Below are 9,899 nucleotides of genomic sequence, written 5' to 3' on the forward strand. Positions count from 1 at the left end.
TCGAAAAAAGGGATTGAGCGACAGCGAAAAACCAACCCCAGTTTCAGTGCGGTCTTGGAAGATTGGCTTCGTCTAACCATGACCATCTTTGGGGAACGGTTACTGTCGATCACCCCACCTATTGCGCGGCGCTGGGGCCTTTTGAGCGCCTCTATCGGTCATGAGGGGGCAGACCTTTTGATTGCTGCAACGGCCTTAGAAATGGGGTTCACGGTTGTAACTCGCAACGTCGCGCATTTTGCCCCAACGGGCGTTGCTGTCGTCAATCCATTCGAACTGGCCTAGCCCCTCCGCCCCACCAGCGCCCACACCCGATGCGGCACAAGCAACGGATCTCCCGGAAAATCGGCTGCGAGCCGCGCCGTCAGCGCGTCGGAAAAGCGGGCGACTTCTTCCGGCGGCAGGCTGGCGGCAACGCCGGCGCTGGCGCGGATGCGGCCCACCCAGGCGGCGGGGGTGTAGGGAACGGCGAGATCGAAGGAAAAGCTTTCAAGGCCGGTAAACCCGGCGCTGGAGAGATTTTCGAACCAATCGGGTAGATGCCGCGCCCGCCGCCCAGCGCCCAGGCCGGATTAAAGCGCAGAATGAGTGCTTCCGTCGCCGCGACTAGCGAGCCCGGTAGCGGCAGCCAGTCGAAATGGGCAATCACCATCCGCCCGCCCGGCCCCAGCAGCCGATGCATCTCGCCAGCGGCTTTCGGGCGGTCGAACCAATGCCAGCATTGGCCCGCCGTAATCGCGTCGAAGCTCCCGTCCGGGAGCGGAATTACCTCGGCTTTTCCTTCTAGATAGGTGACGGACACGCCTGCCGCCGCATCCAGCGCGCGCGCCTGCGCCAGCATCGGGGCCGCCGGATCGATTCCCGTTACCAAGGCGCCGCGTTCGGCGAACTGGCGGGCGAGCGTGCCGGTTCCGGTGCCGACATCGAGCAGGCGTTGCCCTGGTCCGCCGACGCCGAAGGCCGATAGCCGGTCCAGCAATTCGGGCGGAAACCCGGCGCGGTGTTGGCGGTAATCCTGCGCCGTTTTGCCGAAATCAACCATTCTGCCCCTCGTTTGGTAAAGGTTGCGCCGCCGCTTCCTCCAGCAGCCAGAGCCGGAACGGCTCGCTTGCCGCCCGCGCCTGCCGTTTGAGCCGCAGCCCATAATGATAGCCGCTGCGGGTGAAGCCTAGCGGCGCAGCCAGACGCCCGCTCGCCACATCCGCCGCGACCAGATGCCAGGGCGCGAGACAGACACCGAGCCCGGCACTCGCCGCTTCCAGCGTATAATAATAATGCTCATAGCGCGGGCCGTCGAAGCGGGTTTCGCGCCACCCGATAAGGGTCGCCCAGGCAGGCCAGGCCTCGGGCCGGGTCTGGGTGTGGAGCAGCGGCACGCGGGTAAGATCGCCGCGCGTTCGTACCTGATCCGCCAGCGCAGGCGCGGCGACCGGGCCGAGCCATTCCGGGAAGAGCGGATGGAAGCGCGGGCCAAGGAGCGCCTCCGCTTCCACAGTAATCACCCCGTCGAACCGCGCCCGATCGGGATCAACTGGCCCATCGGCGGCGCTCAGGCGCACGTCGATCTCCGGGTGCGCGGTGGTAAAGCGATGCAGGCGCGGAATCAGCCAGCGCATCAGAAACGTGCTGAGGCAGGAAATATCCAAAACCGCCGCCTGCCCGGCGCGCGCGGCCTGAACCGCCGCCTCCAATTCATCGAAGGCTCCCGCCAAACGGGGCGCGAGCGCGCGCCCGGCGTCGGTCAGGCGTGGTTTGCTCTTCGGCCCCTCGAACAGCGCGACGCCCAAGGCTTCTTCTAGCAACCGCACCTGACGGCTGACCGCCCCCGGCGTGACGCTCAACTCCTCGGCAGCCAAAATCATCCGCCCGTGGCGGGCGGCGGCCTCGAAGGCCCGTAAGGCACCGAGCGGCGGTAGGGAGCGTTTCATATGGGCGATTTAATCACATAAATTTTTCCGAAGGATCGTTTTCTTTTCGGCAGCAACGGCGCGCACACTGGCTTCAAACATCCAAACAGGAGCCCAACTATGCCGTTCATTCGTACCGCCGTGCGCGCGGGAACCAGCGTTGAAATCAAAAAGAAAATCGTGCAAGGCATCCATCATGCTCTCGTCGATGCCATTGGCATGCCGAAGGATGAGCTGTTCAACCTCGTCAGCGACTATACCGACGAAAGCTTCTTTTTCGACCGGGGCTTCAACGGTATCGCCCGCTCCGATTCTATCGTCGTGGTGGAAATTACTCTGCGGCGCGGGCGCAGCGACGCGATGAAGCGCGATCTTTATGCGCAGATTGCCGCGAACCTCAGCCGCGAGGCGGGCATTTCGCCGAAAGACGTGTTCATCTTCTGTCACGAAAATGATTATTCCGACTGGTCGGTCGGTAATGGCATGTTTGCGATGGCGCTTCAGCAGCAGCGCGGGGCCGACTAAAACCCCTTCGGCGACACATCCGGTAAGGGGGGGCGGGCAACTGTCCCTTCCTGTGCGATCAACTGGCGCACGTGCCGCACCAGCGCCCGCATCGCCGGATCGTGAATGCCAAGCTCGGCGAGATGCTCGGCGGTATTCTCCAGATAGGCTTGATTACTGCCCCGTTCGCCGTGGCTGCTGGCGATCAGCCGCGCGGTGAGGTCGGCGGGCAAGCGCCCGGCATATTGCGGATGATCGGGGGAAATCACGAAAGTCTGCACCGGCACACGCCCGCCATCGTTCAAGCGCGCGGGCACCATCACCGGGCGGTAAGCGTTGTTCGACATTTCCCGTGCCCACAGATAGTCGCGCACATTGGCGGTTTCTTCCGGCGCAATGCGATAGGCGACGCCGTGGCAGCAGCCGCCGCGATCCAACCCCAGCACCAACCCCGGCAGCTCCGGCGTGCCGCGATAGCGGTGCGAATACAGGCAGAAGCGGCGGTGATAGCCGTGAACGACCGCGCGGTGACGGTCTACGAACGGAAAGCCGGGGTCCCAAATCAAGGAACCGTAAGCGAAAACCCAGTAAGGCTCGGACGACATAGCGGGTCTATCCTATCAGGCTTCGCGCGCCGCCGAAACCGGGGCGGCTTTGGCCGGACGGTTGACCAAGGCCACCGCCGCCGCCGTTATCGCCATGCCGAGCAAGGCCAGCGGGCCAAGCTGCTCACCGAATAGGCCCCAGGCCATCAGCGCCGTAAGGGATGGCACCAGATACATCAGACTGGCAACCCCCGCCGCCGATCCCCGCCGGATCAGCGTAAAGAACAGCAGAATCGCCCCGACCGATAAAACCAGCACCAGCCAAGCAAGGGCGAACATAAATTCCGGCGTCCAATCGACCCGCATCGGCTCCAGCCACGGCACAATCGCGCCGTAAACGAGCGTGCAAACGAGATATTGCCACGCGGTCGCGCTGCGCAAATCACCCGGCACCACGAAGCGCTTTTGGTAGAGCGTGCCGAAGGTGATGGCGAAGAGGGCGAATACCGCCAAAACCACCCCCAGCAGCGGCACGCCCGTTTGCGCGACGAGTTTCTCCCACACGACCAAAAGGACACCGAGCAGCCCTAACCCCAGCCCCGCCCATTGCAGCGGACGCACCGGCACGCCGAGCAGCCAGCCGCTCATCGCCCCGGTCAGCAACGGCTGGACGCCCGCGATCAAGGCCACCAGCCCCGCCGACACCCCCAACGACAGCGCAATGAAGACACCACCCAAATAGGCGCCATGCACCAACAGGCCAGAGACGGCGAGATGCAGCGCCGCCCGTCCGCGCGGCCATTTAACGCCCACCAGCGCCGCGAGCGCCGCCAGCAGCAGGCTCGCGATGGCAAAGCGGATCAGCAGAAACGTCAGCGGATCGGCGTGAGGGGTGCCCAAGCGTCCACCGATAAAGCCGGTGCTCCACAGGCAAACAAAAGTCACAGCGGGCAGAAATTGGGAAATTTGGCTCATCTTTTAAGCCTAACACGGGTCATTTCCCGCCTTAAACGCAGGTTCCTGCACCCGAGCCCCGCAAAAAACGCTGAGGAAAGCCGCGTTCCAGTGGGAAATTCCCTTGGCGACAGCCAAAGCTACAGGTTAACTGCCCTCTAAGAACCAAGCGTTCGACGGAAATTTCCTTCGTTTTGTCCAGCGGGGACGCATGACCTTAAGACCGCTGCTGCGCCGCCCTGGGGTTATTGCACTGGCTATTCTGCTGCTGCTGGCGGGGGCGCTTACCCTCGTTTGGCTGGTGGCGAAAGCCCGGTTGCTCGAAACGCTGGCGAGCGAGGCGGCGGCGTTGCGCGGCCAGGGTTGGGAGGTTGCTTTCACGGTGGGCGACACCGACGGCTTCCCGCTCGCGGTTCAAACCGAATTAACCGGCGTCAGCCTGCACCGCCCAGGGCCGCGCGGCGATATCAGCTGGAAAACCGACCGGCTGGCGATGGCGTGGAGCCTGCTGCGCCCGAGCGCTACCCTCATCCGGCTTCCGACCGAGTCGGAGGTGCGCCTCACGTCCGGGGAAAAGCGGTTGGCGGGGCAGCTCAGCCTGAGGGAAGGGGAGTTGGTTCTTATTGGCCCGCGCGCGGGCGGCCGTCTGGTGCTAACCGCCGACGAGCCGACCTTGCTGCTCACCGCGCCCTATCCCGCAACCCTCCGGGCCGAGCGCCTCTCGATCGACTTGAAAGATCTGGCGACGCGCGGGCGCGATCATCTGGTCGCAACCATACAGGGCGGCATTGCGCTCGAACGCTTTACCGCCCCGCAGCTTAGCCTCTTGCTGGCTGAACCGCTGACGGCGTCGGTCGGGCTGACGGTGATGGGCGATACGCCCGCCGCCTTTACCGCGCCCGCCTTCTCGGAATGGCGCGACGGCGGCGGCACGGTGGAGTTACGCCGCCTGATGCTCGCGCTCGGCGGCTTCGCCTTAGAGGGGGAAGGCACATTGACGCTCGACCGGCTGATGCGCCCGCTGGCGGCAGGCACGGCCAAAGTGCGCGGCTTTGTGGAAGGCATCGACCGGCTGATTGCCGTCGGCCTCGTAACCGAGCGCGATGGGCGTCTTGCCCGCCTGTTGCTCTCGGCGGTAGCAAGCACCGATGCGCAAACCGGGCAGCCCACGCTCTCGGTGCCGATCACGGTGCAAGACGGCTGGCTGCTGCTCGGCCCCTCGCGCCTGGTTCCCGTCGCGCCGCTGCCGTTGCCCGAGCTGCCCTGATCTACAACCGCATCGACGGACTGTCACGAATCGGTCATTCTATTGCACTTGAGCCGCCTCCCCGCCGCTGGCACTCTGAGGCCAGGGCGGTAGCGGAATGTTCTGCCAAAGGTCGAAAGATACTGTGATAGCGCTTCAGTCCACACGCCGTCAGATGCTGGTTCGCAGCGGAAGCTTGCTGCTGCTTGCAACCGGTATCGGAAGCCTTGCAGGCTGCGCCGATCCGGCGAAGCCCGCCCCCGCCGCTTTCACCCCTTCCGGGCAATCCTGGAATTTGCTGGTCGATCGGCTTGAGGTGGAAGTCGCCTATGTGGCCCCCAAAGCCGCCCCCAATATCGATCATAGTCTTTCCCCGACGCCGACCCAGGCCGCCGAGCTTTGGGCGCGCCGCAAACTCGTTCCGCGCGGGGCTCCGGCTCCCGGAACGATTGCCCGCTTCATCATTCGCCGCGCCAGCATCGTCGAAACCCCGCTCGCCACGCCGGGCGGGCTGCGCGGCATGATCGTGGACGATGCGGCCTTCCGCTACGATGCGATTTTGGAAGCGGATCTTGAGATCCGCAACGCGACAGGGTTCCGGGATCGGCAAATCTCTGTCCGCCAAGATGCGAGCCGCACGGTAAAAGAACGCGCCACCTTCGATGAGCGGAAGGCAGCCTGGATTGAGCTGACCAATGATCTCGTCGAGCAGATGGGCCGCAGCTTCGATCAGGCGATTCCTGCGAATTTTGGACCTGTTCTCACGTACTGAGGGTGCAATGGCAAAATTACGCAAGCTGGTGAAAACCTTGGAAGCCGCCGGCTGGGTTGAAGTGACCCGCCGCGACGGGTTCGCGCAATGGCGGCACGCCGGAACAGGTCGGCGCGTCACCCTGCCGCTCGGCAAGGCCACGCTGCCGCCTTCGGTAGCCGATGGTCTGTTGGTTTACTGCGGCTTGCCCACGAAGGAAGCTTAATCTATGGCTCGCTATCCCGCTTGGTTGCACCGCCCCGTTGATGCTGGCGATGAATTGGTCGTGAGCTTTCCCGACCTGCCCGGCTGCCTTGCCACCGGCGAGACGGAAGAAGAAGCCCTGACCCAGGCCGAAGCCGCGCTAACGCTGCATCTGGAAGGCTTCACCCAAGACGGTATTGCCCCGCCGCCGCCGCAAGCCCTGGGCGCGCATCTCTCAAGTGCCCCGGCGCAAGCAGCCCTGCTGCTGATCACAGCCCGCCCGCCAAAAGCCCCTGCCGTCCGCGTCAATATTACCGTCGATAAGAACTTGCTGGTCGACATCGACGCCGCCGCCGCCGACAGCGGCCATACTCGGTCGGGCTTTCTGGCCGAGGCCGCCCGGCGGATGATGCGGGGGTAGACCCCAACGGCAGGATGCGGGAGGCTTGTTTGCAAGATCATTGTTAGGTGCTTGCGAACGCAAATAACATGTCCTATATCATAGGGCATGACCCAGACATCCTTTGCGGCCGTTGTCGGCCTGATCCAAGCCAACGCCTTTCTTGAAGGGCGTTTTTCCTCTGAACTTGCCTCCGTTCACGGCCTCGGCCTGAAGGAAGTGCTGCTTCTGATGCATTTGGAGCGCGCACCGCTCCAGCGCCTCACGCGGGTCGACATTGCCAAGCGGCTCCACCTCAACCCCTCCACGGTAACGCGCATGGCGTTGCCGCTGGAGAAAATTGGGCTGGTCGAACGCCAAGCCGACGCCCGCGACGCCCGCCTTGCCTATGTTGCCCTCACCGAGGCCGCTAAGGCGATTGTGCAGGACGTACGCGCCACTTTCGAGCGCCGGTCGGCCGATCTTTTCAAGGATCGCTGGTCGGAGGCGGAAATCGCCACCTTCGCCAGCCTCTTGGGGCGGCTCACCGCCAATACGCCCAGCGATCTCGCCGAATGACGACGCCCCTTGCCCACCTCATTACGGGTGCCACTAGCGCGCGTCTCGCCGGGATGCTGAGGCCGCATACGCCGGCTGATCTCGTCTAACCTGTTCATGCCCCCTCCCGGCGAATCGGCAGCCAGCGTCCATACGTCCAGCAGCGCAGAAGCCATTCAGCGGGGCCATACCGGAAGGCGGTCAACCATAGGCTACCAAGCCCGGTCAACCCGGCTGCAATGAGCACAGAAATGACCGCAAGCCCGCCGTATCCGAGTTCGGCATAAAGCCCCAAGCCGTTGAAGATCAAAACGGCGCAGAGGGATTGCCCCAGATAGTGGCTGAGGGAAACGCGCCCCGCCGCTTCGAGCATCCGCGCGATGCGACCGTCGAGACGCGCAATCCACCCCGCATAGAGTATCGCCAAACACGGCCCACCCAGCGCCAGAAAGGGCATGCCGTACCAGCGATCATTTGGCATCGTCACAATGGAAGCCAGAACGTACGCGCCATTCCCGAAAGCCGCCCCCACCCAAAGCCCCCATCGATAGCGATGGATCAGGCTTAGAATCCCCTCCGGGGCCGACAGCAAGCCGCGCCGCCCGGCAATCAGCCCCCAGCAAAAGGCGGCAAACGCCATCGGCCAATTGTAAAGAAGAATAAAAGGCACGGTTTCCGGCCAATCCTGCCAGCGCTGGCCCAAAATCTGCGCAAGCGACCCCCGATACGCGGCGATGGTCGCAGCCTGCGCGTCCGCGCTCGGCGGTGGCAGAGTCTGGACGAGGTAATCGAGCCCGGTAAAGGCCGGAACGGCGACCAGCAGCGCCAGCACGGCGCATCGGTGCAAAACCCGGTCGGACGCATCGCGTAACGCCCATAGCCCGAGGCCCAGCAGCGCATAGGTCGTTAAAATATCACCCGGAAACAACAAAAGCCCATGAAGGACGCCAAGCGCAAAAAGCCCCCATAAGCGCCGTAAAAAGGAACGCCGAGCCTCTTCGCGCGTTCGGCCTGCGGTTTGAACCGAAAAACCAAAGCCGAACAAGAACGAAAATAGGATAAAGAACTTAGCATCAACAAAAAGCGCCGAGATTAGAAGGGCCGTGGCATCCGCCAGCCCCAACGGCTCGGGCGACATAGTCCCGATGGGAAGGGCAATAAACGGTAAGTTCACGAGGCAAATGCCGAAGAGAGCGAAACCGCGCAGCCGGTCGGCATAAGCGCGGCGCGGCGGAGGGACTGAGTTCATCATCAATTGGTCCCGCGAAAATGGGGGGCAAGCAGAAAGCGAACGCGGGCCGCGATGCTGGTGTCGTCGAGGGTCGGATTGGCAATCCGCAGGCCCGTTGCGCCATCAAGGACGAGCAGGATCAAATCCGCCAGACAATCGGGCGGCAAATGCTGGGCGATCGCGCCACGGGCTTGACCAACGGCAATCGCCGTCGACCAAGCACCCTTCAACGCTTGGGTGTAGTTGGCTAGCGCCGTAGCAATCTCCGGATCACGGGTCGCTTCGGCGCTGATTTCGAGGGCGAGCGTTGCATACTCCAAATTGGCCGCAAGCAGCGCCGCGTCGATACAGCGCTCGAAAAGGGTGCCGAAATAGTCCGACGTATAGATGTCGGCCAAGGGCGCGAGGGCCGCAAGCGCCTCCCCCTGAGCCTCGCGCACCAGGGCCGCAATCAAGGCGGCTTTGCCGGGGTAATAGTGATAGAGGCGGCCTGGGCTAATCCCCGCCTCCGCGCAAATAGCCGCGATACCGGCCCCGTGAAAGCCGCTGCGACGGATACAGATTTCGGCGGCCCGTCGGATTTTCGCCTGCTGGGCCGCAAAGGCATCGGGCTTGCGGGGACGTGACATCGAAGGCTCCTCTATGCGAGGCATTTAATAATTAGAGTGATCGTTTTATTCAAGAGCTTTTGCCGCCGGTCCCATAAACCCCGATCACGCACGGGAGGACGCGAGTGCGTGACTTCAGGGGCGGGCTGTCTTAGGCTAGGTCAACGTCTCTTATTCCGTTGGCCTCATGTCGTCCTCTCTCGTTTCCCGTGCCAAAACCGTCGCTTTTGCCGGAATCGAGGTGATCGATGTCGATGTAGAGGTCGCCATGACCGGCGGTCTCGTCGCCTTCACCATCGTCGGCCTGCCCGATAAGGCGGTCGCCGAAAGCCGGGAGCGGGTGCGCTCGGCGCTGGCCGCGCTCGGGTTGGCGCTTCCGGCCAAACGCATCACGGTGAACCTTGCGCCCGCCGATGTGCTGAAGGAGGGCAGTCATTTCGATCTGCCGATTGCCGTCGCCCTGCTGGTTTCGATGGGGATTCTGCCCGCCGACGAGGTGGCGGAGTATTTGATGTTGGGGGAACTTGGGCTCGATGGGCGGCTTGCCCCCGTGTCCGGCGTGCTTGCCGCCGCTTTTGGCGCGTCCGAGCGCGGTTTGGGCATTCTCTGCCCCGCGCCCTGTGGCGGCGAGGCGGCCTGGGCCAGCGAAAGCCTGCCTGTGCTTGCCCCGGTAAGCCTGATGGATCTCATCAATCATATGAAAGGCAGCGCCCTGCTTCCGCGCCCGCGCGCCGAACTGGCCGAAGACGCGCGCCGCCCGCTCGATCTTGCCGACGTGAAGGGCCAGGAGAGCGCCAAGCGCGCGCTCGAAATCGCCGCCGCCGGGGGCCATAATCTGCTGATGATTGGACCGCCCGGCTCGGGCAAGTCGATGCTGGCCCAGCGCCTGCCCGGCCTGCTGCCGCCGCTGTCGCCGCGCGAGGCCCTCAGCGTCGCCATGATCCAATCGGTCGCGGGGCAGCTTGCGGGCGGAAAACTCAGCCGCTACCGCCCCTTCCGCGACCCGCACCAT

At 63.8% G+C, this 9,899-nt stretch carries 14 protein-coding genes; 8 read left to right on the top strand and 6 right to left on the bottom strand.

Translation table 11 applies throughout. The annotated features are described in order from the left end of the window. Positions 1-285, top strand: a 285-nt coding sequence (locus VZ95_RS24935; RefSeq protein WP_045774373.1) for a PIN domain-containing protein, incomplete at its 5' end; no start/stop codon positions are given. A gap of 79 nt (positions 286-364) precedes the next feature. Here the strand turns inward: VZ95_RS24935 and VZ95_RS01915 are convergent. Both VZ95_RS01915 and VZ95_RS01920 read right to left on the bottom strand, forming a co-directional pair. Beyond that, positions 365-1,042, bottom strand: coding sequence for a class I SAM-dependent methyltransferase (locus VZ95_RS01915; protein ID WP_198148031.1), 678 nt, complete (start codon positions 1,040-1,042; stop codon positions 365-367). Then, positions 1,035-1,928: a LysR substrate-binding domain-containing protein gene (locus tag VZ95_RS01920; protein ID WP_045774374.1), complete on the bottom strand. Its 894-nt coding sequence runs from the start codon at positions 1,926-1,928 to the stop codon at positions 1,035-1,037. Before VZ95_RS01920 ends, VZ95_RS01915 begins: the two co-directional genes overlap by 8 nt. Before the next feature lie 99 nt (positions 1,929-2,027). On the opposite strand from VZ95_RS01920, the gene VZ95_RS01925 reads away from it, so the two are divergent. Further along, positions 2,028-2,432: a tautomerase family protein gene (locus tag VZ95_RS01925; protein WP_045774375.1), complete on the top strand. Its 405-nt coding sequence runs from the start codon at positions 2,028-2,030 to the stop codon at positions 2,430-2,432. On the opposite strand, the gene VZ95_RS01930 is transcribed toward VZ95_RS01925, so the two are convergent. Together VZ95_RS01930 and VZ95_RS01935 are read right to left on the bottom strand one after the other, a co-directional pair. After that, entirely contained in the window at positions 2,429-3,016 is a 588-nt protein-coding gene (locus tag VZ95_RS01930; RefSeq protein ID WP_084627521.1) for a gamma-glutamylcyclotransferase, read from the bottom strand. The genes VZ95_RS01925 and VZ95_RS01930 overlap by 4 nt on opposite strands. 15 nt (positions 3,017-3,031) lie before the next feature. Beyond that, complete coding sequence (locus VZ95_RS01935; RefSeq protein ID WP_045774376.1) at positions 3,032-3,931, bottom strand: DMT family transporter; 900 nt, start codon at positions 3,929-3,931, stop codon at positions 3,032-3,034. 190 nt (positions 3,932-4,121) lie between these two features. Here VZ95_RS01935 and VZ95_RS01940 point away from each other — a divergent pair, with 190 nt between their 5' ends. The 5 genes from VZ95_RS01940 to VZ95_RS01960 all read left to right on the top strand — a co-directional run bounded on the left by VZ95_RS01940 (position 4,122) and on the right by VZ95_RS01960 (position 7,069). Further along, on the top strand, positions 4,122-5,177 hold the full coding sequence (locus tag VZ95_RS01940; RefSeq protein ID WP_045774377.1) for a DUF2125 domain-containing protein: 1,056 nt from the start codon (positions 4,122-4,124) through the stop codon (positions 5,175-5,177). Between the two features lie 154 nt (positions 5,178-5,331). Continuing rightward, positions 5,332-5,928, top strand: coding sequence for a hypothetical protein (locus VZ95_RS01945; RefSeq protein ID WP_045774378.1), 597 nt, complete (start codon positions 5,332-5,334; stop codon positions 5,926-5,928). A 7-nt stretch (positions 5,929-5,935) separates the two neighbouring features. After that, on the top strand, positions 5,936-6,133 hold the full coding sequence (locus tag VZ95_RS01950; protein ID WP_045774379.1) for a type II toxin-antitoxin system HicA family toxin: 198 nt from the start codon (positions 5,936-5,938) through the stop codon (positions 6,131-6,133). 3 nt (positions 6,134-6,136) lie between these two features. Then, positions 6,137-6,532: a type II toxin-antitoxin system HicB family antitoxin gene (locus VZ95_RS01955; RefSeq protein ID WP_045774380.1), complete on the top strand. Its 396-nt coding sequence runs from the start codon at positions 6,137-6,139 to the stop codon at positions 6,530-6,532. Positions 6,533-6,619: 87 nt separating this feature from the next. Beyond that, positions 6,620-7,069 (top strand): MarR family winged helix-turn-helix transcriptional regulator, encoded by a 450-nt coding sequence (locus VZ95_RS01960; protein ID WP_045774381.1) that lies wholly within the window; start codon positions 6,620-6,622, stop codon positions 7,067-7,069. 94 nt (positions 7,070-7,163) lie between these two features. On the opposite strand, the gene VZ95_RS01965 is transcribed toward VZ95_RS01960, so the two are convergent. Further along, positions 7,164-8,300 (bottom strand): DUF418 domain-containing protein, encoded by a 1,137-nt coding sequence (locus VZ95_RS01965; RefSeq protein WP_045774382.1) that lies wholly within the window; start codon positions 8,298-8,300, stop codon positions 7,164-7,166. After that, positions 8,300-8,908, bottom strand: coding sequence for a TetR/AcrR family transcriptional regulator (locus tag VZ95_RS21375; protein WP_052711402.1), 609 nt, complete (start codon positions 8,906-8,908; stop codon positions 8,300-8,302). Before VZ95_RS21375 ends, VZ95_RS01965 begins: the two co-directional genes overlap by 1 nt. 166 nt (positions 8,909-9,074) lie before the next feature. Between VZ95_RS21375 and VZ95_RS01975 the strand changes: the two genes are divergently transcribed. After that, a partial coding sequence (locus tag VZ95_RS01975; RefSeq protein WP_045774383.1) for a magnesium chelatase domain-containing protein occupies positions 9,075-9,899 on the top strand: 825 nt, incomplete at its 3' end.

This window comes from Elstera litoralis (assembly GCF_000963705.1).
Classification (GTDB): domain Bacteria; phylum Pseudomonadota; class Alphaproteobacteria; order Elsterales; family Elsteraceae; genus Elstera; species Elstera litoralis.

Coding starts and splice junctions, on each gene's coding strand:
- VZ95_RS01915 (WP_198148031.1), bottom strand. CDS start 1,042: ATGGTTGATTTCGGCAAAACGGCGCAGGATTACCGCCAACACCGCGCC.
- VZ95_RS01930 (WP_084627521.1), bottom strand. CDS start 3,016: ATGTCGTCCGAGCCTTACTGGGTTTTCGCTTACGGTTCCTTGATTTGG.
- VZ95_RS01955 (WP_045774380.1), top strand. CDS start 6,137: ATGGCTCGCTATCCCGCTTGGTTGCACCGCCCCGTTGATGCTGGCGAT.
- VZ95_RS01935 (WP_045774376.1), bottom strand. CDS start 3,931: ATGAGCCAAATTTCCCAATTTCTGCCCGCTGTGACTTTTGTTTGCCTG.
- VZ95_RS01965 (WP_045774382.1), bottom strand. CDS start 8,300: ATGATGAACTCAGTCCCTCCGCCGCGCCGCGCTTATGCCGACCGGCTG.
- VZ95_RS01950 (WP_045774379.1), top strand. CDS start 5,936: ATGGCAAAATTACGCAAGCTGGTGAAAACCTTGGAAGCCGCCGGCTGG.
- VZ95_RS01960 (WP_045774381.1), top strand. CDS start 6,620: ATGACCCAGACATCCTTTGCGGCCGTTGTCGGCCTGATCCAAGCCAAC.
- VZ95_RS01925 (WP_045774375.1), top strand. CDS start 2,028: ATGCCGTTCATTCGTACCGCCGTGCGCGCGGGAACCAGCGTTGAAATC.
- VZ95_RS21375 (WP_052711402.1), bottom strand. CDS start 8,908: ATGTCACGTCCCCGCAAGCCCGATGCCTTTGCGGCCCAGCAGGCGAAA.
- VZ95_RS01920 (WP_045774374.1), bottom strand. CDS start 1,928: ATGAAACGCTCCCTACCGCCGCTCGGTGCCTTACGGGCCTTCGAGGCC.
- VZ95_RS01940 (WP_045774377.1), top strand. CDS start 4,122: ATGACCTTAAGACCGCTGCTGCGCCGCCCTGGGGTTATTGCACTGGCT.
- VZ95_RS01945 (WP_045774378.1), top strand. CDS start 5,332: ATGCTGGTTCGCAGCGGAAGCTTGCTGCTGCTTGCAACCGGTATCGGA.